This window comes from Motilimonas thetidivivens (genome assembly GCF_046452435.1).
Classification (GTDB): Bacteria; Pseudomonadota; Gammaproteobacteria; order Enterobacterales; family CBDFNC01; genus Motilimonas.
Genome location: NZ_JBKFDK010000014.1, coordinates 72,750 through 97,999, shown reverse-complemented (window position 1 = coordinate 97,999; position 25,250 = coordinate 72,750). Strand labels below are relative to the sequence as shown.

The following is a 25,250-nucleotide window of genomic DNA, read 5'->3' as shown; positions in this document are numbered from 1 at the left end:
TTTACTTGATGTGATTAAGGGGCAGCGCGGTATTATGAAAAATACTGCGTAGCATAAAGCTCGATCGCACGCCGGTGACACCGGGGATCCGAGTTAACTTACCTAATAGGAATTCTTGGTAAGCCTCCATATCGGGCACCATTACCTTGAGTTGATAATCGGCATCCATTCCTGTAATCAAGCAGCACTCAATGATCTCCGGATACTGTGCCACCTCACGTTCAAAATTCTCAAACCGATCTGGGGTGTGCCGATCCATGCTGATATGGATATAGGCCGTCAGTTTAAGGCCTAACTTTTGCGGGTTGAGCAAGGTAACGTGTTTATCAACATAACCCGCCTCTTCTAAGCTTTTTACTCGGCGTGAACAGGGGGACGCAGAAAGGCCTATTTGGTCGGCAAGTTCCAAATTACTGATGCGGCCATTTTCTTGCATTAGGGTCAAAATGAGTTTGTCGGTACGGTCTAATTTCGCCACTTTGAACTTCCTTAAATAATAATTGCTCAATTATTTTTATTGTTGAAATTTTATTGCTTATTTATAGCAAGGTTTGGGTTAAAAAGGTAAGTTATTGCGTCTTGTATTAGCTATTATTTTTCTCAGTGGGGCACAGCTGAGCAGCAGGAATAATTACCCATTATTTTGGCAAAAACCTTGTTACCGCAAGTGATTAGCCGCTCAGGCGAAGATTTCGCACCTAAGCTTACCGGCAAAGATGAATGACACCTAAGTTCATATAGAGAGATAAAAAAAGCGATTCATCGGAATCGCTTTTTTTATGGCAAGAATCTGACTAAAGGAATTAGTCTAATTCTTTAAAGAAGGACGTTGCGAAGCTCTTTTCACAGTAGTGGCATTTGAGCTTAATTTGTTGCTTTTGACGAATGTAAAATTGGCTATCAACCGGCTCACTGTGGCTAATGCAATTAGAATTCGGGCAAGCTAGCACACCGCTGATGGATTCAGGTAAATGCACCTTGAATTTTTTAACTACATCGTAGTTTTCAATCAAGTTGATAGTGGCATCGGGAGCAAATAACGCCAATTGGTTGGCTTGGGCATCGGTGATCTGAGTGTTTTCAATCTTGATCAAATCTTTAGTCTGGCTGCCACCCGTTGGTAAATTCAAACCTATGGTGATTTTTTGCTTGGTGTCAGTAAGTTGAAAAAACTTAAGGATTTTGACACCTTGTCCAGCAGCAATATGATCGATCACCGAACCATTTTCTATGGCTTGAACTTCTAACTTCTTTTTCATGCTTGCTCCTGGAAAAAGTTGGTTAATACCAAGGCCAACAAGGCTTGTCTTGCGTAGACGCCGTTCTCAGCTTGTTGGAAGTAATAGGCATAAGGCGTGCTGTCAACATCAGTGGTGATTTCGTCTATGCGCGGTAGCGGATGCAGAATTTTCAGGTTCTCGCGCACGTTTTCTAACATGCTGCCACTGAGGACAAATGCCGATTTTAGATGCTGATATTCGGTTTCATCAAAACGCTCTTTTTGCACCCGCGTCATGTATAAAATATCCAGTTCATCGATGACTTCTTCAATGCTGCTATGCAGAGAATATTTAATACCGGCATCATCTAATTCTTCCAAAATGTAATCTGGCATCGCCAGCGCACTGGGAGCAATAAAGAAGAAATTACAGTTAAACAATGACAAGGCTTGCGCTAATGAGTGCACGGTGCGGCCATATTTTAAATCGCCGACAAAGGCAATGTTCAAGCCTTCAAGCTGCTGTTGGGTTTCATAGATGGTGAACAGATCCAGCAAGGTTTGGGTTGGATGCTGGTTTGAACCATCACCACCATTGATCACCGGAATCGAAGCAAACTCCGCAGCAAGGCGTGCAGCCCCTTCTTGTGGGTGGCGCATAAAGAAAGCATCAGCATAAGACGAGATGACCTTAACCGAATCCGATAAGGTTTCCCCTTTTTGTGCAAGTGAAGTGTTACCGCCACTGTCAAAGCCAATAACCGAACCGCCAAGGCGCTGTACTGCGGTTTCAAATGAAAGCCGAGTACGAGTTGACGCTTCAAAGAAGCAGCTTGCCACTATCTTATTCTTAAGCAGTTCAGGTTGGGGTTGGTGTTTGAGTTTTTTTGCTGTTGCTACGATAAGCTCAAGTTCACTGCGGGACAAATCAGCGATTGAGATGATGTCTTTCTGATATAAGGGGTTTGTCATTTTTCTTCCTGCCGGGTGCGTGGAACAACCGGAACGAGATTATAACACCCCTTGTCGCGCGATGCTTATGTTTTATCGGTAAGAATTGGCCCAAGCTTAGCTTGGGCCAGATTGACTAATCGCCTTTGTATATGGCTGCGTCGACGATACACCAAATGTGTAGTGGCACGGAAATAATGAAGAAAATGCCAAAGGTGATACCTGCAATCGCGTGGCCTGCAGTAACAAATAAGAAAAACAACAGTGCGGCTAAGATGCGACCTTGCACTAATTGGCCGAGGCCAGGGATAAAAAAGCTACAAATTGCGGCAATGACATTACCGGTTGAGCCTTGAGATGCCATGTGAACTCCTAATCTAATTTAATATCTTGAATGGTTAACTCTGTTACACCATTACTGTTAGTCACTACCCCTTGGATTGTTGCCGGTTGCTTGGCAAACTCGGCAATATTACTGGGGGGCGTTTTGATTAATAATTCCTGCTCTGGGGTAATCAGCCACCAGGCTTGCGCGCGCTGCTCAAGCACCCCCTGTAGCTGACTTAACTGCTCAACGGGCGCCGGATCCGCTAGCGCTGCGACTTCAGTTTGCTCCATCAATTGTGGTGCGGCATTTTTTAATAATGCCGGAGCTGATATAGACATAGGTGCTATGTCAGCTTGAGGTTTTAGTTGCTCATTGTCTGGCTCGTGTTGCGCCCAAAATACAGCAGCGACAAAAAACGAGGCAGCAATAGCGGGAATAAACGGCATATTACGCCAATTGCGCTTATGACTAACTGCTTGAGGCTTGGCAGCGACCGCTTTACGTGAAGCTGCTAAGATTTGCTGATCTAATGCGTTGCTCGGCAGTTCATTGCTTTGTTGCTGATACTGTTGGCCAATGGCATCATCATGAATCGGTGATTTATTGCTCATATGAAACCCCTTTTTTCAGCTTGGTCATGGCATAGCGCAAGCGGCTTTTCGTCGCTTCAAAACTTGATTTAGTTAGGCTAGCAATTTCCTCTAAGCTAAATCCCGCCTCGTGGCGCAGCAAAAACACTTCTTTTTGTTGCGCGGGTAAACTTTCAACTTGGCTAATTAAATCATTAGCCTGACGACTGTGAGTGAGCTGCTGTTCCAACTCAGGGAGTTCGTCTTCTGGCTCGGCGATGTCATCAAAATCAAGCAGCTGAGCCTTGCTATTCTTGCGATAGTAATTCACCAAATGGTTATGCGCTAAGGTGTACAACCAAGTTGTAAACTTTGCCGTTGGTTGATACGTTTCACGGGCATTAATCAGCTTCATCCAAATATCATGATGCAGCTCTTCTGCCACGTCAGCACGGCTACAATGACGTAAAAAATAACGATATACGCCGCCCTTATGTTTTTGATACAGCTGCTCAAAAGCGGCTGCATCGCCTTGTCCGTAGTTCAGCATCAGCTGCTCATCGGTTAATGGTTCTGAATTACTCAAGCGCATTCCACCGCAACAAAAACTAGATGGCTCCAACATACCTTAGCCCTGCATCGCGCTCAAGTTTTGCCACTATATTTCTGTTGCTAGTGACTTGAGATTGCTTGATTTCCCTCGCTCTAGAGTTATCAACCAAAGATATTGAGAAATGGGTTAATCTGGTGAAAAGTTGATGCTTTTTTTAGATGAAAGTCCTAAGCTATTGACTCAGTTTAGAGGAGGGTTCGCCATCATGGTGCGTGGTATTGGGTTATTATTGTTTTGGCTATCGGCTTCTGCGTGGGCGGGAGCACAATTTGAAGATATGGAATCTAAGCCAATGTTGGCTTATGTGGTGGCGAAACCGGACGGTACCGTGATTAACCAGCAAAATCGATATCTTAATTCAGCACCCGCCAGTACCCAAAAACTGATCACTGCCACCGCTGCCAAGTTATTTCTAGGTGGGAGCTATCGCTTTAACACACAGATAGAAACCGCAACTAAAGCTAGCCTAAATCAAGGCACAATCACGCAGGATATTCGCTTTCGTTTGTCGGGTGCGCCTGATTTTACCCGTGAGCAATTGCGCGAGATGCTAAAAACGCTACGTCAAAGCGGCGTGAGCAAGATTAGCGGTGACATCTTGATCAACGTGGCTCGATTTGATGGCTACTACTGGAGTAATGGCCAATCATGGAATGATTTAGGCGTGTGTTATACCTCTCCTGCCAGTGCGGTGATTATTAATCGCAACTGCGTGCAAGGTAATCTCTCGGTGACTAAACAAGGGGAAACCCGTGTGTTTATTCCTCCCCATGAGCCGATTCGCGTTGCTAATAGCACTTATGCGCTTAAAACGTGGCGTGAGATGCGCGATCGTCATTGTGGTTTAGAGCTGCATCGCGGTGATGCTAATCACTATGAACTTGTAGGTTGTTTTGTGGCAGGCAAAGATGCCATCCCGATGAAATTCTCGGTTAACGATCCTGTTACTTACTTCGCCAGTATTCTTACGGCTGATTTAAAAGCGGTGGGGATCACCCATACCGGACAAATTTTAAAGGAATCAACGGTTGAACCGGAAGGTGAGGTGCTCGTCAGGCAGCGCTCGGCTACCTTGAATCACCTACTGAAAAAGATGCTAAAGGATTCGGATAACCTGATTGCCGATGTGGTTTTTAAAACCCTAGGGGCAGAATATTTTAACCAAGCGGGAAGCTATCGCAGTGGTGAAGCGGCAGTGAAGGCCATCCTTAAAAAACAAGCCAAGTTGGATTTGTATGATGCCATCATGGCCGATGGCTCAGGTTTATCGCGCCACAACTTAGTGACGGTCGACCAGCTGTTGCAGGTAATGCAGTATGTTTACAACAATGAAGCCAAACTAAAGCTGTTGGATTCTTTAGCCATTTCGGGTGTGGACGGTACTTTGAAATGGCGCACCTCATTGCGTGTCGATGCGTTAAAAGGCAAGGTGCGAGGTAAAACTGGCTCACTTAAGAGCGTTGTTAATATGGTGGGCGTTATCGAAACCACTCAAGGACCAAGATTATTTGCCTATATGGTATCGGGTTATAACCTGCCACCAAGGCATGCCAAAAAGTACAAGAATAAGCTAAATCCTATTCGTCAGTTTGAGCGTGACTTTTTCACTGAGTTATTGACAACCGGGCAAACGCAGAAAAAACAGTGACACTAGTTTCATATTTGTTGCAGACAAATAGGCGCACGCAGAATATTTGGTATAGTAGATTCTGTTGATATTTATGTCGTTTATTGACTGCTTGGCAACAAGCTCGTGAATCCGACTGATGTGAGGTGTGCATGAGACGATTTATTCCCAGCTTAGTGGTGTTGCTTGAACGGCCTCGCTTGGGTCATTGTCGTTTGGGATTAGCAGCTCAGTTAGGCGCTAAACGAGCGATGCAGCTGAGCCAGTTATTTATTGAATGCGCGTTGGAAGATGCGAAGGTTTGGCCGGGAAAGGTGGTGTTGGCGGTTCCTGAGCAAGATCTTAGTTGGGCTGAATACCTCGCAGATACGCATCAACAAAAGCAGCCATGGCAAGTAGTTAGTTATCATGGCAGCGGCATAGGTCATAACCTCGTTGAGTTAGATGAACAGCTGCGCCGGCAAGGCTTACAGCAGTTCATCTATATTGCGGCAGATAGCCCCGCATTGTCAGGGGATCATTATCGTAAGGCAATTTTGTTACTGCAAAACTATCATGTCGTTGCGGCGCATCAACATGTGTCTGGCGTGGCCTCAGGTATCACAACTGGGCTAACTCTATTGGGTAATACCCAACCTTGGCCAGACTTATCCGATTTAGATTGGCGCTCTGCTGGGATAGTAGAGCAGCTTCAGTTGCGTTGTTTACAGCATGACCGAACCATGACTGGTTTGGAAGCCGGTTATCGCGTCACTCATCTTGTTGCTCTCAAGCAATTACAGCATGATCTCGCGATGGATGTGCGGCCTGCGAGAAAGCGATTACTACAAGCTTTACTGCCTCTGAGCATAGAGCTGAGTGCCTAAGCCGTTAAACAGACATAGGTAACACGCGGTTACGACCGAGGCGTTTGGCTTCGTATAGTTGTTTGTCAGCTCGGTCGATTAACAGACTGGCGCTGTCCCCTGGGGTAAATTCAGTAACACCAAAAGAGGCTGTGATGGTATCGACCTGTTGGTTACTGCGTTTATCTTTCACCGACACTTTTTCTACGGCGCGGCGAATAGACTCGGCTAGCTGTCTTGCAATCCGCAAGTTTTTTGCGGGCACCAATAAAGCAAACTCTTCACCACCAAACCGGTAAGCGGTAATGCCATCGCGGCAACTTAATTGTAAGCGACGAGCAATGGCTTTAATCACGGAGTCGCCAAACAAGTGGCCATATTCATCATTGAATTTTTTAAAATGGTCGATATCCACCAAGATAAAACTAAAAGGCTGATTGGCAGCACAAATGCTAGCAAGATCGTTGTCGAGGGCGCGGCGGTTTAGTAAGCCGGATAGGCCATCATAAAGGGCGTCTTGCTGTACTTGCTCTAGCTGCGCCTTGAGTCGTGTCACTTCGGCGCTGGCGTTATTCAACTGATTATTCAAAAAACGCGTAGAGTGGCGGATTTCTTTTGATTCTGAAATCAACCCGCGCACCAATTCCATCACCTCATCGAATGATAAACCTTCGTCTTCGACCCGTGCCAAACAATCAAAATTTTTATCTATCATGGTTTGAAACTCTTGGGTGTCGGCCAAGGTGTCAGACATAGAATGGGTTACTTCATTGAGTAATAACTCTAAGCTAGTACGCAGTTGGCGAATATCGGTTTCTGTCTTACTGGCGATGTATGTGCGATATAAGGTTTCGCCCGTTGCCGGCGGGCACATGCCATAATCGGCGATGGTTTGGTCTAGCTCCTTGTTCATTTGCGGCACACTGTTATCCACATAGGTGTACCACAGAGCATAGTTAGTCGGCGTGGTGGGCACTTGGTTTTTGATCATCAAGGGAACCGCTTTACGCAGGTTCTCGGTAGATTGTTGAAAAAGTTTCTTACTCATTATTACCTGTGCCAAACATAGCCATAGAAAGTGCTTAAACGTATTACAAAGCATTATGCTAAAGTTAGCTGAAATTGGCTTGGGTTTCTCGATAAATATGAATTTGCGCGCCTTCAGGCCAACAGCTATCGCTTATTTTGCGACTTAACACACACCGAATCCGATTTAAGTTGAGTGAGCCATTGAGCGTTGAATGGCGAGTTGAGAGTTATAACGTGCTTATTTTGATGGGATTTCGTCGAAGGCTACAGTGATTAGGTTGCAACACCTAATCAACCTCAAGATGCTTGGGTATAGATCGCTGTAGCCTTTGTTATGAGCAGGATTAGCTCGGATTAATTTCCACTAACACGCGGCCTGTTACTTTGCCATCCAGTAGCTGCGCAGCATAGTCAGCCGCTTGGTCAAGGGTGACGCTCTGGCAAGCATGTTGAAAATAAGATGGTGGCAGCGTCGTTGCCAGTAAATGCCAGGCTTGCTGGCGTTGTGCGAATGGACAATTGACCGAATCAACGCCTAATAGTTTCACTCCGCGTAAGATAAAAGGCATCACTGTGGTGGGTAAATCAAACCCGCCGGCTAAGCCACACGCCGCAACCGCGCCATTGTAGTTAACTTGGCTTAATACCTTGGCCAGCACATGACCCCCCACCGTATCAATAGCGCCCGCCCAGTGTTGTTTGTCGAGGGGACGGTTTGGGCTAAGCATCTCTTCGCGACTGACAATACGGTTGGCCCCTAACGCAGTTAGCCAAGCGCTATTTTCAGCTCGTCCTGTCACCGCGGCAACTTGATAGCCAAGGGCGTGCAGTAATGCAACGGCAACGCTACCTACGCCGCCACTGGCACCAGTAACCAATATTTCGCCTTGCTCTGGGGTTATTCCTGCTTGTTGCAGCGCTTGTACACACAGACCTGCTGTTAGTCCCGCAGTACCAAGTTGCATTGATTTCTGAGCCGTTAAATCCTCGTTTAACGGAACTAGCCAATCAGCCTTTACTTGGGCTTTTTCGGCTAAGCCTCCCCAATGGCTTTCTCCGACTCCCCAGCCCGTTAATACCACTTGTTGTCCCGGCTGGTAGCGCAGGTCGCTTGAGCTGATCACCTTACCGGTGAAATCAATGCCGGGCACCATAGGAAACTGACGCACTATTTTACCTTTGCCTGTGATAGCGAGGGCATCTTTGTAGTTTAACGATGAATATTCCACCGCGACCAATACTTCACCTTCAGGTAGTTGAGTTTCATCGACTTGCTCGACGCTGGCTAAGGTTTGATTGTCTTGTTGGCGCAGTAGCAGTGCGTTGAACATAAGTCGCTCCTAAAAGTATTTGAAAGTAGTGTGTTTACTCTATTTTCAGCATAAGCATGAATAGCGCATGCTGCAATCAATATAAACCCCTACCTTGTCAGTATGGCCGGAAAAGTGGATCATAGACGCTTAGTTGAAAAGGTGATGAAGTTGAACCCAAAAAATAACCACGCGGCGGTGCGAGCGCAATTTCCAATATTGCAGCAAAAGTGTAATGGCTACCCACTGATCTATTTAGACAGCGCAGCAACCACCCAAAAGCCCAAGGCGGTCATAGCGGCCATGAACGACTATTATCAGCAAGATAATGCTAACGTGCATCGCGCGGCGCATTGTTTAAGCGCAAGGGCGACGCAGCAATTTGAACAAGTGCGTGGCCAAGTGGCTCAATTCATCAACGCGCCGACTCGTGAGCAAATTATTTGGACCAAGGGGGCGACCGAGGCCATTAACCTCGTAGCGCAAAGTTATGGCCGCTTGTTTAACAGTGGCGATGAGATTTTACTCTCAACCATGGAGCACCACGCCAATATTGTGCCGTGGCAACAGTTAGCGCAGCAGCGCAACTTAGTGCTTAAGGTGATCCCGTTAACCGGGCAAGGCGAGTTAGACATGGCCGCTTTTGCTGAGCTGTTAACTGAGCGCACGCGGATGGTTGCCATTACTCATGTGTCCAATGTGTTAGGCACGGTCAATCCGATGGCTGAGATAATCAGCATGAGTCATCAAGTTGGTGCAAAAGTGCTGGTGGATGGCTCGCAGGCGGTGGCTCATATGCCCGTCGATGTGCAAGCCTTAGACTGTGATTTTTACGTATTCTCAGGCCATAAAATGTATGGGCCAACGGGGATTGGTGTGCTTTATGGTAAAGCCGAGTTACTCAATGCCATGCCAGTCTGGCAAACCGGCGGTGAGATGATCAAAAAGGTTAGTTTTGCCGCCACGACATTTAATCCTATTCCGTTTAAATTTGAACCCGGCACGCCCAATATTTCTGGTGTAATTGGCTTAGGGGCAGCCATCGAGTTTATCAACAACTTAGACCGCACCGCCTTACATCATCACGAACAAACTTTATTGGCTTATGCCAGAGCGCAACTTGAGCAAATTAACGAAGTCACGCTAGTCGGCCAGCCTCGACAGCCCATGGCGGTGATCAGTTTTATTGTTAATGGCGAGCATCATAGCGATATTGCTACTTTACTTGATCAGCAGGGCATCGCCATCCGCGCTGGTCATCATTGTGCTATGCCCTTGATGGATACCCTAGGGCTAAATGGTACCCTAAGGCTCTCGTTTGCTTGTTACACGGCTCAGTCGGATATCGATGCTTTTATTAGTGCACTGCAAAAAACATTGGAGTTTTTATAATGCCCAACCAGTTGATAAATAACACTTTTGGTAATGAAATCAGCAGTGACGATATGCTGGGTTTGTTTGCTCAACAGAGCGGTTGGGAAGCGCGCTATCGCCAGATTATTTTATTGGGTAAGCAGCTCGCACCCTTGCCCGAGTTATTTAAAATAGAACAACATCAAGTTGATGGCTGTGAAAGTGCAGCTTGGCTAGTGGCGCGGCAACAAGATGATAGTTGGCAGTTTTATGTTGCCAGTGACACCCGTATCGTCAATGGTTTGTTGGCAATCGTACTCGCAGCCTATAACGGAAAATCTAGCGAACACATTCAAGAATTTGATATCGAAGAATATTTTTCTGAGTTGGGGTTGACTAAACAACTTAGCCCATCACGTAGTAATGGGCTGTATGCGGTGGTTGCGGAAATTAAGCGCCTGACGCTTTAGCCTTGTTGGCTTTTTCGGCGAGTTTTTTCAATACTCGGCCAACTGCAACAAAAGCAAAGCTGGCGGTGACATGGGTCGCCGCGCCAAACCCTGAGCTACAGTCCATTTTCATATTGCCGTCACTTTGCGCTTTGGCATGACAAACCCCGCCGTTTAGATCGGGATAAATTAATTGCTCGGTCGAATAGACGCAATCGACCCCAAATTTACGCTTGGCATTTTTCGTAAAATTGTAGAACCGACGCAAATCTGATCGCACCTTAGCGGCGAGCGGATCTTGAATGGTTTTGGCTAAATCGCCGAGTTGAATTTGAGTGGGGTCGATCTGTCCGCCAGCGCCGCCCATGGTAATAATAGGCACCTTATTGCGTTTACAGTGGGCAATTAGCGCGGCTTTTGCGCGCACGCTGTCAATGGCGTCAATGACGTAATCAAAGTCGTTATTGATTAACTCAAACAGGTTGTCTTTGCTGACAAAGTCATCGATGCAGTGGACTTGGCATTCCGGGTTGATAGCAACAATGCGCTCCGCCATGGCATCAATTTTTTGCTGGCCTACGGTGGTGGCTAGCGCATGAATTTGCCGATTGGTATTGGTGGTGCAGATATCATCCATGTCAATCAAGCTGATCTGACCTATGCCAGAGCGCGCTAGTGCCTCTGCCGCCCAGCTGCCAACGCCACCTATGCCAATGACGCAAACATGCGCCTGTTTAAAGCCTTGCAAGGCATTGGCACCATATAAACGGGCAATGCCGCCGAACCTATGATCAAATGATGACATAGCTATCTTTCCCCTTTGCTTACTAGGCGCGCATTATACCCAAGCTACCTCAAGATGCACGATCGCGAGCCTAAACTATCACTGCCAACTCGGCCAAAGTTATCCCCCAGAGTAAGAGCCGAGATAGCTCGGCTAATAGAGCATTCAATGATAGAAAAATGATCTACCGTGTGCGCCACTGTTCCTATAATTAAGTCAATGTTATATCCCAGCAAGTGAGGACAACATGTTTAAATGGTTCGGGCTCATTGTTAGTTTAAGTTTCTACTTGGTATCTGCGCAGTTACAAGCTTGCGAAATTAAAATGGGCTATCGCACGACGGCACGTATGCCCAATATTAATGCTAGCCCTAACAATACGGGCTTGTATTATGATTTATACAAGGCAGCCGCGGAAAAAATAGGTTGCCAACTTGTGGTGGTGCGCTCCCCTAAAAATCGCATTTTACGTGGCTTAGCTGAAGGGACAATCGACTTTTATCCCGGTCTGACCTTTACCGAGACACGATCCGAACAAATTTTCTTTTATTCTAATGGCATACCGGCTGCCGATGTGGGCTTAACCCGCGTTGGTGAGAAAAAAATGAGACACTTTGATCAATTGGCCAACAAGGTCGTATTGGTCGCTTTAGGGTCGCCGGGGCCGAAAACCAATGCTGCAAATGTTCAATACAAGCGACCACCGGAGTTGACCTTTGAACGCGCCATTGAGTTGATTTTGGCAGCGCAAGCTGACTTCTATATGGACGATTTTGGTACCTTGTATTACTACTTATTGCGCCATCCTCGTCAAAATGAATTAATGTTTCATATGAATTGTTGCGGTGGTTTGACCGAGTTGACATTGGGCTTTTCGAAGCTGTCTCCACACTTTGCCAGTGAGCCAAACCCAAGCTACGATGCTAGCCAACCTCTATCTTGGCATAATTACCCAACTAAAACAGTCTCAGACAGTGTTGCGGACAAGTTTCGATTAGCATTACAAGAACTTGCTATAAGTGGATTTACTAATACCTTATATCAAGATTATTACGGTGCGAGTTTGGTAGAGTTGATGGCTGAATAATAAGGTTTGGATAAATATCATTAGTTAATTGATATCAATACTGTTTTACAAAGCCATCATGGTTGCGAATGATTTAATTTAAATCTGAACGGCTATTTTTTAGAAATCTTCACTAGCTCTTTTAGCATCTTCATAGCGTTCTCTGAATTTTTTACCTGACTCCAGTTCATCACAAATACCGTTATACATTTTACCTTCATAGCCTAATAAATAAGCGTTGTCTAACGTGCAATAGGAGCCTAATCCAGTGTCGTAACCCTCTAAATAAGCTTGGTAATCAACTTCGCTCCCCATGTACTTGTCATTTAACTCTTCTAGCTGGCTAATTGATTTTTTATGGGAGCCATTTGCAGCATCATTGCGACCAATCTCGCTCCAATTGCTTGATTTGACAAGTCCCATATCTTCAGAACTTGACGCACAAGCGGATATTACAAGGATGGTGAAAATGACGAAAAATATTTTCATGGGTGATCTCCTAGTACCATTTCGTAGCCACATTGTGTAGTACGTAGGTAAAATCTTAGTCGATCTTTTTGTCAGTAGATTAAGTGAACAAGCATTAGATACAAAAAAGCTAGGACACATATTGTCCTAGCTTTTTATCTAGCAATGAATGGCGACTCAATTATTATTGAGCTGCTTCAACAATCGCTTTCATATCGCTCATGTAGCCACGTAGTTTCTTACCTACGATTTCTACAGGGTGAGTGCGAATTGCTTCGTTCACTTCGATTAGACGCTTGTTGTCTACTGAATTGGTTTTCAGGTTTAGACCTTTACCGATAACTTCAGTGCTTAGACCGTTAACGTAATCTTTGATTAGCGGCACTGCAGCGTGAGCGAATAGGTAACAACCGTATTCCGCTGTGTCAGAGATAACCACGTTCATTTCGTAAAGTTTCTTACGTGCAATGGTGTTGGCGATTAGTGGCGTCTCGTGTAGTGACTCGTAGTAAGCAGACTCTTCGATGATGCCAGACGCAGTCATGGCTTCAAACGCTAGCTCAACGCCCGCTTTAACCATAGCAACTAGCAGAATACCGTTGTCGTAGAATTCTTGCTCGTCGATAACTACATCTGAAGGGCCTTCTTTTTCAAAGCCAGTTTCAGCTGTTTCTTCACGCCATTTTAGTAGGTTAGCGTCGTCGTTTGCCCAGTCTTCCATCATGGTCTTAGAGAAGTGACCTGTGATGATGTCATCCATGTGCTTGTTGAATAAAGGACGCATCGTCTCTTTTAGTTCAGCAGCCATGTCGAATGCTTTGATTTTCGCTGGGTTAGATAGACGATCCATCATGTTAGTGATGCCGCCGTATTTTAGGCCTTCGGTTACCGTTTCCCAACCGTATTGAATTAACTTAGCCGCGTAACCTGCTTCGATACCGTCAGCAACCATCTTGTCGTATGCCAAGATAGCACCGGTTTGCAACATACCACATAGGATAGTTTGCTCACCCATTAGGTCAGATTTAACTTCAGCAACGAAAGAAGACTCTAGTACGCCGGCACGGTCACCACCGGTTGCGCTTGCGTAAGCTTTAGCAATTTCAAAGCCTTCGCCTTTAGGGTCGTTTTCAGGGTGAACCGCGATAAGGGTTGGTACACCAAAGCCACGCTTGTACTCTTCACGTACTTCAGAACCAGGACACTTAGGTGCAACCATGATTACTGTGATGTCTTCACGGATCTTCATGCCTTCTTCAACGATGTTGAAACCGTGAGAGTAAGCTAGGGTTGCGCCTTGCTTCATTAGCGGCATTACTGCGTTTACTACGCTAGTGTGCTGCTTGTCTGGCGTTAGGTTTAATACTAGGTCTGCCGTTGGGATTAGGTTTTCGTAAGTATCAACGTTAAAGCCGTTTTCTTTGGCGTTTTTGTAAGATTGACGCTGTTCTTTGATCGCCGCTTCACGTAGGGCGTAAGAGATGTCTAGACCAGAGTCACGCATGTTTAGACCTTGGTTTAGGCCTTGTGCGCCACAACCAACAATTACAATTTTCCAGCCTTTGATAAATTCACAACCGTTAGCGAACTCGCTACGATCCATGAAACGACACTTGCCTAATTGTTCTAATTGTTGACGCAAGTTCAGCGTATTAAAGTAATTGTTAGCCATGAGTTTTCCCTTTACATATATTTTAGAATTCTTGGTGGATTAGGATAAAAATCTAAATGCCACTCGACGAAAAGCACTATATAACAAGATCTACATTGCTCAAAATGATATATTTGCAAACTTGTGTTGCAAATATTGCAACGTCAACTTGATCCCAAGAGCGCTATTTATGGACCTTAAATCACTGCAAGCTTTTATCCATCTGGCCAATAGCCACCACTTTGCCAAATCAGCAGAAGCGCTGCATTTGAGCCCATCAACGCTGAGCCGGATCATTCAGCGCTTAGAACAAGAGGTTGGCAGCAGTTTGTTACAAAGAGATAACCGCAGTGTGGCATTAACGCCAGCGGGAGAGAAATTCCTTGGGTTTGCCCAGCAGCAATTAGACAGCTGGCAAATTTTGAAAGCCGACCTACAAGGCAATAATGCGCAGTTAGAGGGAAAACTTAGCATTTATTGCTCTGTCACCGCCGCTTACAGTCATTTACCGCAGATATTAGATCGCTTTCGTTTACATCACCCACAAATTGAAATTGTGTTGGCGACCGGCGATGCCGCGCAAGCGGTGGAGCGGGTGCAATCGGAGCAAGTAGATGTAGCCATTGCCGCTTGCCCCGATAACTTATCCAACCAGTTAACGTTTCATAGCTTGGCTGAAATTCCCTTATCCGTGATTGGCCCTGTGATTAATTGCAGCGTGCAACAACAAATTAGTATGACCCCCGTGCCTTGGCAGCAGTTGCCATTTATTTTGCCTGAGCATGGCCCAGCACGGCGACGCATCAACTCTTGGTTTCGCCAAATGCATATTCGCAAGCCGCATATTTACGCCAATGTAACGGGCCACGAAGCCTTAGTTAGCATGGTGGCGCTGGGCTGTGGTGTGGGGATCGTGCCTGATGTAGTGGTGGAAAATAGTCCAGTCAGGGACAGGGTGCAGCGGATCAAAACCGAAAAGCTATTAGAGCCGTTTGATTTAGGTGTGGTGGGGCTGAAAAAGCGCGTCACCGAGCCCTTGATTAATGCTTTTCTGATGGCATTGAATTAGCTCACATTTTTATCAAATATTGCGGGTGGTTGAGTAGGTATAGGGTTCTTTTTGATGTATTTTGCCTGAGTAAGCAAATTTGCTGAGGCTTTGTTAGGAACCCAAGATGATCACCACTAGGCAAGATATAGAGCAAGCCATTAGCGCATTGTCGCTAGCGGGTAAGACCTTGTTTATCCATAGCGCAATAAAATCCTTTGGTCAGCTAGAAGGTGGCCCCGACACCTTACTCGATCCGCTAATTGCGGCGGGTTGTACCTTGATCATGCCGAGTTTTACTTATGCTCCCTTGTGCCCGCCGCCAGCTAATGCCCCTGACATGGCTGATACCGCTTATGGGGGTCATCGTGGCGCATGGGATTTGCCGCCGACGCGCGCTTATGATTATCGCGATAGTGAGATTGAATCCAGCATGGGGGTCATCCCTAGAGCGTTACTCAATAAGCCAACGCGAGTGCGTAGCCAGCATCCGATTAATTCCTTTGTCGGTATCGGCCCCTTGGCCGAGTCGATTTTGGCCCAGCAAACCTTACAGCATGTGTATGGCTTATATGATAACCAGCCACAGGCGTGGGTATTAACCATGGGGGTGAGCCTAACTAGCGTGACACCCATTCATTACGGCGAACAACAAGCGGGACGTAAGCTCTTTCAACGCTGGGCTCAGCAAGTCAATCCAAATACGGGTGAGGTAGATACCGATTTAGTGGCCATCGGCAGCTGTTCGAATGGCTTTGATAAGCTGCAGCCTTATGTGCAGCCTATTGCGCGCGAGCTTAAAGTAGGCGCGAGTGATTGGACCTTGTATCCGTTGCACCCTCTGATTTCCCGTTGTAAACGCGCGATCCAGCAGCAACAAGCGATTACCCATTGTGATGATGTGAATTGTTTGCGTTGCCAAGATGCCATCGCCAGTGCAACGAGCTAAACCCAGGAGGGGGCTGTTTTTGCGCGCTAAAGGGGCTAGAATGACAGCAGTATTGAAGGAGTTATTATGATTAATCCAAAGAAATTAGAAGAAATTGCTAAGCAAGTCTCCGAAGCGCTGCCTCCTGGGGTAAAAACCATAGGTGAAGAAGCCGAGCGTAAGGTTAAGCAAGTCCTACAAGCCCAACTAAACAAGTTAGATTTAGTTAACCGCGAAGAGTTTGAAGTGCAAACTCAAGTGCTGCTGCGCACTCGAGAAAAGCTGTTAGCGATGGAACAGAAATTGGCACAGCTAGAAGCTCAGTTGGCAGCACAAGATAAGCCATCAATGCCATCACAAGACCAAGAGTAAAGCCGATACTGGCATACAATTAAGCCACTTCACTTAGCGCGGTGGCTTAATACTTTTAGTGGCGTAATACTGGGATACCTAGAGCCTTAGCTACCGTGAAGGCATCTTTATCGAGAGCGTTTTTGTTGCCGTGATCCATTATGTTCACACGTTTAGCATCGGTTAACACTAGGTTTAACTCATGGCTGTAATAACGAGAGGTTCGGTTATTGCTGGTTGAGGTTACTAGCTCGGTTAACACTTGCAGCGCCACCACATCTTTAAGTTGCCCTTGTTTACGATAGTCTTCGACATTGTCTTTCAATTTGCCGCGATAATAGATACCTTGCTCAAGGTCGATGACCAAGCCTCGGCTGACACCCAATAAAAACCAACCCACGCCAGCAAAAGCTGCGCCCCATAAGATTAAAAATAGTGCGGCAATCGGCTCGCCTTTGAAAAACACATAGGGGCCGCCAATGGTTAACACCAGTATCCCAGGAATAAAAAAGACCAAGGCAAACAGTAATCCTGCTATGGATTTTTTTACCATTAAACGATTGCACTGATGCATCAACTTCGCGGTTTTAAAGTTACTGCCGCCAGAACATAATGGCGCCCAGCTCACTTGCTGCTCGATCGACGTGTTACCTGAAACCGGTTGGGGTGAAGGTGCCTCTGGTGTTTCCCCTAGGTTAATTTGATTAAAAAATCCCATTTAATGTGTTCCTTAAGCTACGAACTGGCCAACAATAGTAAAGTGATAAGGTCTGTAAATTAACAACAGCATATCAAGTTTGGGGTAGTCATTGAGAAAACTGGGTAAAGAAATGCAAACTGATTGGCTAAATAGCTGGGGTAATGCGTAAGCTAGATCATGCTCATCAACAATGCTGAGGTGGTAATGACAGCAACGCCTATCCCGCTAATGTTAGCGGGCCCTGTGATCAGGAGAGTCACTTGTGAGCGCATCTCGCTCTGGTTGGCCACGAGCGAGCAAGTGGATATGTCTTTGTGTTTGCTTCCTGATGGTGATGACAAGCTTCATCTTAACCACGAGCAAATGGCGCAAGCCTCGCAAATGATTGCCGCAGGCGAGCATTTGTACTTTTATCTTATCGATCTCAAGCTGACAGAGGCATTACCTGAGCAAGTTTGGATTGAATACGATCTCAAATTGGTCAGTCAAGGCGGTGAGCAAACCTCATGGCGCGACTGGGCTCCTGAACTTGTTTATCAAGATCAGCGTAACCCCGGGTTTATCATCAAACCTAACATTACTCATTTGTTGCACGGCTCGTGTCGTAAACCTCATCATCCTAGTGGCGATGGTTTGTTGGCAGCCGATAAGCAATTAGCGCTAAGCTTAAATAAAGAAAATACAAATGCTTGGCCTTCTTTGTTGATGCTTAGTGGTGACCAGATTTATGCCGATGATGTGGCCACGCCTATGTTGGTTGCCTGTCATCAGTTAATTCAGCGTTTGGGGATGTTTAATGAGCCCTTTAGCCATGCCGCAATCGATGATAGCAATCGGCTCCACAATCAGCTGGCTCATTACTTCAAGCGCGAGCAACTCTTGCCCGAGCTTGATGGTAACCATGCAGACGATGCGATCGCCGCCTTGTTCAAAGCGGTGAAAAAGCCGATTTTCACTACAGATACCGCCCATAACCATCTGATCTCATTGGCTGAAGTATTGGCCATGTATCTGTTGGTGTGGTCACCCGCGCCTTGGCAGTTAGTTGATATGAGTATGCCGCCAGGGCTGACCGAGGCACAGGGGCAAGCTTATCAAGTTGAACGTAACACCCTCACGGATTTTGCGACTGGATTAGCCAAGGTGCAGCGGTTAATGGCGCATATCCCTTGCGCCATGATGTTTGATGATCATGACGTCACCGATGACTGGAACTTAACCGCGGCTTGGGAGCAAGCGGCTTATGGCCATCCTTTCTCTAAACGTATCCTGGGTAACGCGCTGCTCGGCTATTTCATTTGCCAAGGTTGGGGCAATGCCCCCGAGCAGTTTAGTCCGAGTTTAATGGCGCAAGTACAACAAGTGTGTCGCCAGCCCGGTACCCAGCAACACGACGAGCTGATCCAAACCTTGCTCAATTTTGACCACTGGCATTATCAATGGCCCACTCAGCCCGCCTTAGTGGTGCTGGATACGCGCACCCACAGATGGCGCTCGGAGCGCAATCTGAATGCGCCATCGGGGTTAATGGATTGGGAGGCGCTGACCGATTTACAACAAACCTTACTAGGTAAAGAAGCGGTGATCTTAGTGTCCCCCGCGCCTATTTTTGGGGTGAAACTCATCGAAGTGGTGCAAAAAATATTCACTTGGTTAGGTAAGCCCTTGATGGTGGATGCCGAAAACTGGATGGCGCACCCGGGCGCGGCCAATGTGTTGCTTAACCTATTTCGTCACTCCAAAACGCCCCAGCAGTTTGTCATTTTATCGGGCGACGTGCATTACTCATTTGCCTATCAAGTGCAGCTAAGAGGGCGTCAAGGTGGGCCGGATATCTGGCAAGTGACCAGCAGCGGGATTAAAAATGAGTTTCCAGCCAAGTTGCTGGATGTATTAGATAGACTAAACCGTTGGCTTTACGCACCGTATTCACCATTAAACTGGTTTACCCGCCGTCGCCGCATGAAAGTGGTGCCGTTGACGCCAAATCACGTAGCTAAAGGTGAGTGCCTTGTGAATGCTTCTGGTATAGGCTTGTTAACCCTTGATGAGGATGGCTCTGTTGCTGAGGTGAGGTTGTTACCTAGCCAAGGATTACCCATTGTATTTGAAGCAAACTCCAAGGGAGCCCATTGGCAGTGAGCTATCTTATTTACATCTAGCAAGTAAAGCTCGGCTGCTGTGGTACAATCCTGTTTTGGTTGACTATTACCCATCATGAAGCAATAAATGGAACGACTACTACTGCTCATTGTTATTTTATCTTCTCATTCATATGCTGTTGATTATGCTGAAAAGGCTGGTAGTTGGGGGGTTGGGATTGGCATTCGTGATGCGGATATCCCCTTTGCCACGACAGATAAACGAGTTCAAGATGTCATGCCATTATTATTCTATCAAGGTGATAAATTTTACCTTGACGGGATGACAAGTGGCTATCAATTATACCAGCATGAGGATGTTTCCGCCGGCTTCGTTGGACGATTTCGTTTCTTTGATTTGCCAAAAGAATCTCAGAATGAGCTGCAGGGGTTCAGCATGCACTTTGGTGGCGATGTGCAGTGGCGTGTCAATCAACAACTGAAGCTTAGCTGGGAAGTGCTTTCAGATGAGGAAAGCCGATTTCATTCAAACTTGAGGGTTGAAACCCATTTCAAAGGCGCGGATTGGGACCTCACTCCGTATCTAGTGGCGCGCTATAAAACTGAGCGATTTAATGAATATTATTATGGCCTCAAGCAATACAACTTAAATAGTGGTGTTGACTGGCGTATTGGTGCAAAAGGTCGTTATCAAGTGTATCAAAACCTTTACTTGATGGGACATCTTGGCGCCTCGCGATTGGAGAAAGATGTCTATCAACACGAGCATATTCGTTCATCTACGCAACTAGAATCGTACATTGGTATTGGGCTTTTCAATCAGCCAGGCCAGGCTGGCTATTCGCAACTAGGGGCCAGAGGCTACTTTCGGCTGGCCCATGGCTGGGCTACCCCCTCCAATATCGGTGATATATTTAGCTTCAACCGTGAAAAAGATCCGTACAATAATCAATTAACCTCGCTATTTTATGGTCATCCAATAGCGGATACTTTATTCGATTGGCCATTGGATCTATATCTAACGGGTGGTTTAGTTCATCACCATAAATCTGATGTGCAGGGGCCTTTTCCTGAGTATGTTGTTGCCATTAAGGCTTATTACACCCTGCAATGGCCTGTAAGGTGGCGGTTGGGTTTTGCGGAAGGGTTATCATACAGCAGCAAAATCAGCTATGTTGAGCAAAGTGAGATGGACAGAAAAGATTATAATCCAAGCAATTTGCTAAATTATTTAGATTTTTCGGCTGATCTAAATGTGGGAGACCTAGTCGGCCGTAAGGAATTAAACGCCTTATGGTTAGGATATAGTCTGCATCATCGTTCTGGTATTTTTTCTAGTTCCTCTGCGTTTGGACGCATTAAAGGTGGTAGTAACTACAATACGGTATACCTACAGTGGGATTTTTAATCTGGAACTTGATTCAAGCCTAGCTCTCGTTGTAATTTCTTAGTTAATCCTAAAGAAACCAAACGATAAGATTCGTTGAGATAGTAGGTCAACGCCTCATCTTTTTCAGGCGAATCATCAATTTGTTGGATCCACTTCATGCCGCGAGAGGCCATGTAAGGGGCGGGGCGATAACCTTGGCTATGACTTAAAAAATCAAAATTTAAATCCGAGGTTTTAAACACATACGCGGGCATTTCACTGCCATCGTCTCGCTTTGGCCCCCAACCGCCAATAGCAAACACCTTACCGCCCACCTTCCAAACATCAGCGCCACCCCATTGCACCACATGGCTAGTGGCCACCTTAGCCGCGCAAAATTGGTTAAACTCATCTCGGGTCATGGTGTTATCTCCTTGAATTTATCTATCACTATATTTGCGGGCCAAAATAAAACAGGGGGCTTGGCAGATGAAATGTGTCGTCAATAATACAACACCTAGCGCCTCGGCGGAGAGTTGTGCATTTGCTGTTGGCCAGAGCCATGCGCATATAATGGCTAAGCAGTAACAGGCTGCACCAATAATGGGGAAGCCAGATTTGTATTGTTTTTTAACTATGCCAATCGTGCCATAGAGCAAAGTAAGCAGGTCAAAAAGTAAACCAAATGCAATAAAAATGGGAGCGATTGTGGTTAAGCGTGTCACTTAATGCCTCTCGTCATTATGGTTACATTTCATTAGAAGCGGCGGGCGCGACACCAAATACTAATGGCTCTGACATCACTAATTTTCGGTTTCACACCTATTGATTGAAGCTTCAGGCTGTGACCACTTTACCAACGCCCGTACATTCATGGTGAAAAAAATCACATTGGCTAGCATCATCGCCATGCTATCGCTGAGAAAGCCAATCGCGATCCAAGAGGTATTGCCACACATCATTAAGATGAACCCCATTTTATTCTTATTACCGATTTGCCAAATGGCCAAAAAGGTCAGTACTAAGGCGAGCCAATCAATACCATGATATTGCCAAATATCCATTATCTTCCTGTTATATAAATAAGTTCTGTTCGAGTTCTAATAGCTTTTTCTTCATGGTTAAGCCGCCGCCATAGCCAACAAGCTCGCCATTACGGCCAATAATGCGATGGCATGGCACGATAATGGCCAAACTATTCGCGCCATTGGCCGTGCCCACCGCTCTTACTGCCCCTGGATTATTAATGGCTTGGGCTAAATCTAAGTAACTGGCCGTATCGCCGTATGTCACTTGCATTAATGCCCGCCAAACGGCTTGTTGAAAATCACTGCCAACCAGAAGTAGGGGTAAATCAAATTCACTGCGCTGACCAAGAAAGTATTCGTTAAGCTGTTCAATCGTTTGATTAATGACAGGATCTTCTTGCTCAACAAAGTCAGCCTTAAGATATTTTTTGAGCCGATTATCAACGGACTCGCGCATTTTTCGATAGCGAAAGTCACATAAACAAAGTTGACCTTGATACACGCCGATGATGAACTCCGCGTAAGGATGTTTGTAATATTGAATGCTGATCTGATTGCGGTTCATGTTAGTTCATCTTTAGCGCTGGTGGTTATGAATATAACGACTAAAGGCTCGCTTGATTTAGATTGAGTGCGTTAGCGCTCTGCGACCTAGGCTTAACTAATTAATAAAATTACATTATTTTTGGATGCTTATAAACGAAAACATCAGATAAAGTGAAAACGGTTCCATTTCTGTTTGGTTTCACATTCACAGTAATTCGAATTAAGTTGAGAGCGCTGCACAATAAAACGATAGCTTGATGGTTTTTTCAATATTAATCATATGATTAATACCTCTCTAAAGCGAACTCATACTTTGGCATTAAATAAGCCTTATGCGCTCGGTTTCTAATAGATTGATTATATTGATCTTTTTGTAATGGCTTAATTCGATATGGTCATGGGCTGGGAGCTTGTGTCACTTGGCTAATTAGACATATTCTCTACATCGATACTTGTCAGTCAAAGGAGTTAGCGGGGTTTAATCAATCATTGTTTTCATGTGAAATTGCTGCGCGTAAACATGAGCAGGATTTTTTGCTGAGACATGGGTTACACCTTGATGATCCAAAAGTTTGACCTGTCTTGGGACTGCTTAAAGACCCAGAGCAAACCCACTTTTTGTCGGCTGAATCAGCCGCCATTTTTTTGCTACAGCTTTATCTCTAAGTGAATGAAACGCGAAGACGCCCCTGACGATTTATGCAACTGCGCACCAGAAATGCCAGACATAAACTGGTTGAAATACTCATCATCACCCAAATTGCTACCATGATCAGCAATTGATACTTAATGGCCACCATAGGGCTGGCACCGCCCAAAATTTGTCCTGTCATCATTCCCGGTAACGACACTAAGCCAGTGGTTGCCATGGTTGCTAAGATAGGCGCGAGGGCTTTTTGCAGTGCGCTTTGTACAAACCCAAGGCAAGCTTGCTGTGGTGTGGCTCCCAATGCTAAAGCACCTTCATACTCAGACCGACGATGTTCAAACGCTCCAAAAAAGTGCTGTAGGCAGACAATGTTGGCGGTCATGCTGTTACCTAGCAACATACCAGCGATGGGGATCAGGTATTGGGCATCATAGTAGGGTGTTGGCTGAATAATGGCGATAGATAGCAGCGCTAACAGTGGCAGCAAGGCAATTGCTAACGCGCTTAATACGGGTACAAATACTGTCTTATGTGGCAGTTTTGCCTTGTTTATGATGGCGCTGCATCCCACCAAGAACATCACGCCAAGCCACAGTAGATTTAGCCATAAGTTATTTAATTCAAATAGAAAGGCTAAATAGGCTCCAATAAGTACTAACTGCAACGTCATGCGCAGTAGCGCCACTATCGCCTCTTTACCTATCTGTAAACGGTAGTAATGGTTAATGGCAAAAGGGATCAGTAAGGTCAGGCTAAATAGCCCCAGCTGCCACCAAGCGATATCAATAGAGTGTTGCGACATGGCTTAACCTTTTATGCAATCAATACGATAAGCATAACAACAGATAAACAATTCTGGAATTGGCTTATTACTTCCTAAGCTGATTGACTTCCAAGTAGAAGCCGCGGTCATGCGGCGATGGATCACAGCTGTAATAATCCAGTCAAAGTCTTAAAACTTGGCCTGTTAGCGATTTGCTCATTGAAACAAAGGTCGACAATTTCCCTGAGCTTAGCCGTTAATGCTGGATTATCGGTTGTCACTAATCCTAACAAATCATCCAACAAACAACCAAAGGCGCGCACTTCAATCGCTTCCATCGCGGCTTGCTGTGTAGGGGTGATGTGATTAAGGTGAGTGGCAGCGCCAAAATCACCAAATAGCACCTGATTTTGCTCATTAATTAATATGTTATGGGCATAGATATCGCCGTGGCTGACGCCTTGTTGGTGCATATGGGCGAGGGTGTCGGCCATTTGTTGGGCGATTAGGTGAATTTGGGTTGGCGTAAACTGGGTGCCATCGGCAAAAGTGTCGCGGGTACAACTTTGCAATGAAGGCGGCAAACCTAAGTTGGTAAAGTTGGTGGGGATTAACTCCATCACTAATGCGAGTTGATCCGCTTCATCTACCTGAGCGAGCACCTTGATTAAATTTGGATGAGAGCTTGTGGTTAAGCAGCAATCGAGCTCATCACTGGGATAGCCGTCACTGGTAAGGCCACCTTTAAATACCTTAATCGCCACGTCTTGAGCTGTTTGCTGGTGGTTGAGCTGAGCGCGATAAATCACCCCCGATGCGCCTTGTCCTAACACCTCACCAAGCTGATATTGGCTCGAGCTAATACTGGGGATGGTTGCGCTTTGGCAATGTTCTACATGACTAAATGGATTCCCCGAAAAAGCCAACCAAGCCAGCTTAGGCAGGGTCAGTAACCAGTTGGGTATGGCCGACAATCGATTGGCCGAAAGGCGCACCAGCTCTAAATTATTACAGTTGGCCATGCTAGCGGGCAGCTCGGTAAGTTGATTGCCTGCCAGCGCTAATTTTTGCAGCCGATACATTTCGCCCATGCGCTCTGGCAGCTGTTCAATTTGGTTATCGGTTAAAATTAACCAGCGTGTTTGTAATGGTAAGGATGCGCCAGATACTTGCTTGATCTGATTAGATTTAAAGCCAATCATCTCCAATTTTGGACATTGCCCCAACACCTCGGGTAAATGATCGAAACAGTTGTTAGAGGCAAAAATAATCTTCAACTGGTGCAGCTGATGTAAGTCATCAGGCAAGGACGACAATTGGTTATTGGAGAGGTCGAGAATTTCTAAGCTGTCGGCCAAGGTAAATATTTCACTCGGGAACTCGGTTAAGCCCTCGGCGAGTTGCAGGCGTTTGCAACCTGTTAGTTGGCCAGATTTAAGTTGCGCTAAAGTATGCACGAGTAGGATCCCTTACGTGTAATGGTTGCAAAAAGGCGTCATGATAG

The 25,250-nt window shown here is 45.9% G+C and carries 27 protein-coding genes; 10 read left to right on the top strand and 17 right to left on the bottom strand.

Going from position 1 to position 25,250, the window contains the following annotated elements:
• Position 1: 1 nt before the first annotated feature.
• The 6 genes from ACK8OT_RS12100 to ACK8OT_RS12075 form a co-directional block, all read right to left on the bottom strand.
• Positions 2-478, bottom strand: a complete 477-nt coding sequence (locus ACK8OT_RS12100; protein ID WP_410196778.1) for an Lrp/AsnC family transcriptional regulator — start codon at positions 476-478, stop codon at positions 2-4.
• Positions 479-803: 325 nt separating this feature from the next.
• Positions 804-1,259 (bottom strand): aspartate carbamoyltransferase regulatory subunit, encoded by a 456-nt coding sequence (gene pyrI / locus ACK8OT_RS12095; RefSeq protein ID WP_233071079.1) that lies wholly within the window; start codon positions 1,257-1,259, stop codon positions 804-806.
• Complete coding sequence (gene pyrB / locus ACK8OT_RS12090) at positions 1,256-2,191, bottom strand: aspartate carbamoyltransferase (RefSeq protein ID WP_410196777.1); 936 nt, start codon at positions 2,189-2,191, stop codon at positions 1,256-1,258. Before pyrB ends, pyrI begins: the two co-directional genes overlap by 4 nt.
• A 115-nt stretch (positions 2,192-2,306) precedes the next feature.
• Positions 2,307-2,534 (bottom strand): hypothetical protein, encoded by a 228-nt coding sequence (locus ACK8OT_RS12085; protein ID WP_410196776.1) that lies wholly within the window; start codon positions 2,532-2,534, stop codon positions 2,307-2,309.
• Positions 2,535-2,542: 8 nt separating this feature from the next.
• Positions 2,543-3,109 carry a hypothetical protein gene (locus tag ACK8OT_RS12080; protein WP_410196775.1) on the bottom strand — a complete coding sequence of 189 codons (567 nt, stop codon included), beginning with the start codon at positions 3,107-3,109 and terminating at the stop codon, positions 2,543-2,545.
• Entirely contained in the window at positions 3,099-3,653 is a 555-nt protein-coding gene (locus tag ACK8OT_RS12075) for a sigma-70 family RNA polymerase sigma factor (RefSeq protein ID WP_410196774.1), read from the bottom strand. Before ACK8OT_RS12075 ends, ACK8OT_RS12080 begins: the two co-directional genes overlap by 11 nt.
• Before the next feature lie 172 nt (positions 3,654-3,825).
• Here ACK8OT_RS12075 and dacB point away from each other — a divergent pair, with 172 nt between their 5' ends.
• Complete coding sequence (gene dacB / locus ACK8OT_RS12070; protein WP_410196773.1) at positions 3,826-5,328, top strand: D-alanyl-D-alanine carboxypeptidase/D-alanyl-D-alanine endopeptidase; 1,503 nt, start codon at positions 3,826-3,828, stop codon at positions 5,326-5,328.
• A gap of 131 nt (positions 5,329-5,459) precedes the next feature.
• Positions 5,460-6,173, top strand: coding sequence for a hypothetical protein (locus ACK8OT_RS12065; RefSeq protein ID WP_410196772.1), 714 nt, complete (start codon positions 5,460-5,462; stop codon positions 6,171-6,173).
• Between the two features lie 4 nt (positions 6,174-6,177).
• Here the strand turns inward: ACK8OT_RS12065 and ACK8OT_RS12060 are convergent, their stop codons facing one another.
• Both ACK8OT_RS12060 and acuI read right to left on the bottom strand, forming a co-directional pair.
• Entirely contained in the window at positions 6,178-7,200 is a 1,023-nt protein-coding gene (locus ACK8OT_RS12060; RefSeq protein ID WP_410196771.1) for a GGDEF domain-containing protein, read from the bottom strand.
• A 325-nt stretch (positions 7,201-7,525) separates the two neighbouring features.
• Positions 7,526-8,512: an acrylyl-CoA reductase (NADPH) gene (acuI, locus tag ACK8OT_RS12055; RefSeq protein WP_410196770.1), complete on the bottom strand. Its 987-nt coding sequence runs from the start codon at positions 8,510-8,512 to the stop codon at positions 7,526-7,528.
• Between the two features lie 150 nt (positions 8,513-8,662).
• Between acuI and ACK8OT_RS12050 the strand changes: the two genes are divergently transcribed.
• Positions 8,663-9,883, top strand: a complete 1,221-nt coding sequence (locus tag ACK8OT_RS12050) for an aminotransferase class V-fold PLP-dependent enzyme (RefSeq protein WP_410196769.1) — start codon at positions 8,663-8,665, stop codon at positions 9,881-9,883.
• The gene (locus ACK8OT_RS12045) at positions 9,883-10,314 is read left to right on the top strand and encodes a SufE family protein (RefSeq protein ID WP_410196768.1); all 432 of its coding nucleotides are present in this window, start codon (positions 9,883-9,885) and stop codon (positions 10,312-10,314) included. The genes ACK8OT_RS12050 and ACK8OT_RS12045 overlap by 1 nt, the downstream gene beginning before the upstream one ends.
• Here ACK8OT_RS12045 and tcdA read toward each other — a convergent pair.
• Positions 10,295-11,098, bottom strand: a complete 804-nt coding sequence (tcdA, locus tag ACK8OT_RS12040) for a tRNA cyclic N6-threonylcarbamoyladenosine(37) synthase TcdA (RefSeq protein WP_410196767.1) — start codon at positions 11,096-11,098, stop codon at positions 10,295-10,297. The genes ACK8OT_RS12045 and tcdA overlap by 20 nt on opposite strands.
• A 226-nt stretch (positions 11,099-11,324) precedes the next feature.
• Here tcdA and ACK8OT_RS12035 point away from each other — a divergent pair, with 226 nt between their 5' ends.
• Positions 11,325-12,164, top strand: coding sequence for a substrate-binding periplasmic protein (locus ACK8OT_RS12035; RefSeq protein ID WP_410196766.1), 840 nt, complete (start codon positions 11,325-11,327; stop codon positions 12,162-12,164).
• Positions 12,165-12,263: 99 nt separating this feature from the next.
• Here ACK8OT_RS12035 and ACK8OT_RS12030 read toward each other — a convergent pair whose 3' ends face one another.
• On the bottom strand, positions 12,264-12,632 hold the full coding sequence (locus ACK8OT_RS12030; RefSeq protein WP_410196765.1) for a DUF2799 domain-containing protein: 369 nt from the start codon (positions 12,630-12,632) through the stop codon (positions 12,264-12,266).
• 163 nt (positions 12,633-12,795) lie between these two features.
• Complete coding sequence (ilvC, locus tag ACK8OT_RS12025) at positions 12,796-14,283, bottom strand: ketol-acid reductoisomerase (RefSeq protein WP_410196764.1); 1,488 nt, start codon at positions 14,281-14,283, stop codon at positions 12,796-12,798.
• 169 nt (positions 14,284-14,452) lie between these two features.
• Between ilvC and ilvY the strand changes: the two genes are divergently transcribed.
• The 3 genes from ilvY to ubiK all read left to right on the top strand — a co-directional run bounded on the left by ilvY (position 14,453) and on the right by ubiK (position 16,610).
• Positions 14,453-15,331, top strand: a complete 879-nt coding sequence (gene ilvY / locus ACK8OT_RS12020; protein WP_410196763.1) for an HTH-type transcriptional activator IlvY — start codon at positions 14,453-14,455, stop codon at positions 15,329-15,331.
• Between the two features lie 106 nt (positions 15,332-15,437).
• Positions 15,438-16,259 (top strand): AAC(3) family N-acetyltransferase, encoded by an 822-nt coding sequence (locus ACK8OT_RS12015; RefSeq protein ID WP_410196762.1) that lies wholly within the window; start codon positions 15,438-15,440, stop codon positions 16,257-16,259.
• A gap of 66 nt (positions 16,260-16,325) precedes the next feature.
• The gene (gene ubiK, locus ACK8OT_RS12010; RefSeq protein ID WP_410196761.1) at positions 16,326-16,610 is read left to right on the top strand and encodes a ubiquinone biosynthesis accessory factor UbiK; all 285 of its coding nucleotides are present in this window, start codon (positions 16,326-16,328) and stop codon (positions 16,608-16,610) included.
• A 55-nt stretch (positions 16,611-16,665) separates the two neighbouring features.
• Here the strand turns inward: ubiK and ACK8OT_RS12005 are convergent, their stop codons facing one another.
• Complete coding sequence (locus ACK8OT_RS12005) at positions 16,666-17,307, bottom strand: FXYD domain-containing ion transport regulator (protein ID WP_410196760.1); 642 nt, start codon at positions 17,305-17,307, stop codon at positions 16,666-16,668.
• A gap of 186 nt (positions 17,308-17,493) precedes the next feature.
• Between ACK8OT_RS12005 and ACK8OT_RS12000 the strand changes: the two genes are divergently transcribed.
• Positions 17,494-19,431, top strand: a complete 1,938-nt coding sequence (locus tag ACK8OT_RS12000; protein ID WP_410196759.1) for an alkaline phosphatase D family protein — start codon at positions 17,494-17,496, stop codon at positions 19,429-19,431.
• Between the two features lie 87 nt (positions 19,432-19,518).
• A complete protein-coding gene (locus tag ACK8OT_RS11995; RefSeq protein ID WP_410196758.1) occupies positions 19,519-20,799 on the top strand; it encodes a MipA/OmpV family protein in 1,281 nt (426 codons plus the stop codon).
• Here the strand turns inward: ACK8OT_RS11995 and ACK8OT_RS11990 are convergent.
• From ACK8OT_RS11990 to ACK8OT_RS11970, 5 genes are all read right to left on the bottom strand, one after another.
• Positions 20,796-21,182, bottom strand: a complete 387-nt coding sequence (locus ACK8OT_RS11990; protein WP_410196757.1) for an MmcQ/YjbR family DNA-binding protein — start codon at positions 21,180-21,182, stop codon at positions 20,796-20,798. The genes ACK8OT_RS11995 and ACK8OT_RS11990 overlap by 4 nt on opposite strands.
• Positions 21,183-21,563: 381 nt before the next feature.
• The gene (locus tag ACK8OT_RS11985) at positions 21,564-21,824 is read right to left on the bottom strand and encodes a nicotinamide mononucleotide transporter (protein ID WP_410196756.1); all 261 of its coding nucleotides are present in this window, start codon (positions 21,822-21,824) and stop codon (positions 21,564-21,566) included.
• A 10-nt stretch (positions 21,825-21,834) separates the two neighbouring features.
• The gene (locus tag ACK8OT_RS11980) at positions 21,835-22,353 is read right to left on the bottom strand and encodes a methylated-DNA--[protein]-cysteine S-methyltransferase (RefSeq protein WP_410196755.1); all 519 of its coding nucleotides are present in this window, start codon (positions 22,351-22,353) and stop codon (positions 21,835-21,837) included.
• A gap of 643 nt (positions 22,354-22,996) precedes the next feature.
• Positions 22,997-23,785, bottom strand: coding sequence for an ABC transporter permease (locus ACK8OT_RS11975; RefSeq protein ID WP_410196754.1), 789 nt, complete (start codon positions 23,783-23,785; stop codon positions 22,997-22,999).
• 122 nt (positions 23,786-23,907) lie between these two features.
• Positions 23,908-25,203 carry a protein kinase gene (locus ACK8OT_RS11970; protein ID WP_410196753.1) on the bottom strand — a complete coding sequence of 432 codons (1,296 nt, stop codon included), beginning with the start codon at positions 25,201-25,203 and terminating at the stop codon, positions 23,908-23,910.
• Between the last annotated feature and the right edge of the window lie 47 nt (positions 25,204-25,250).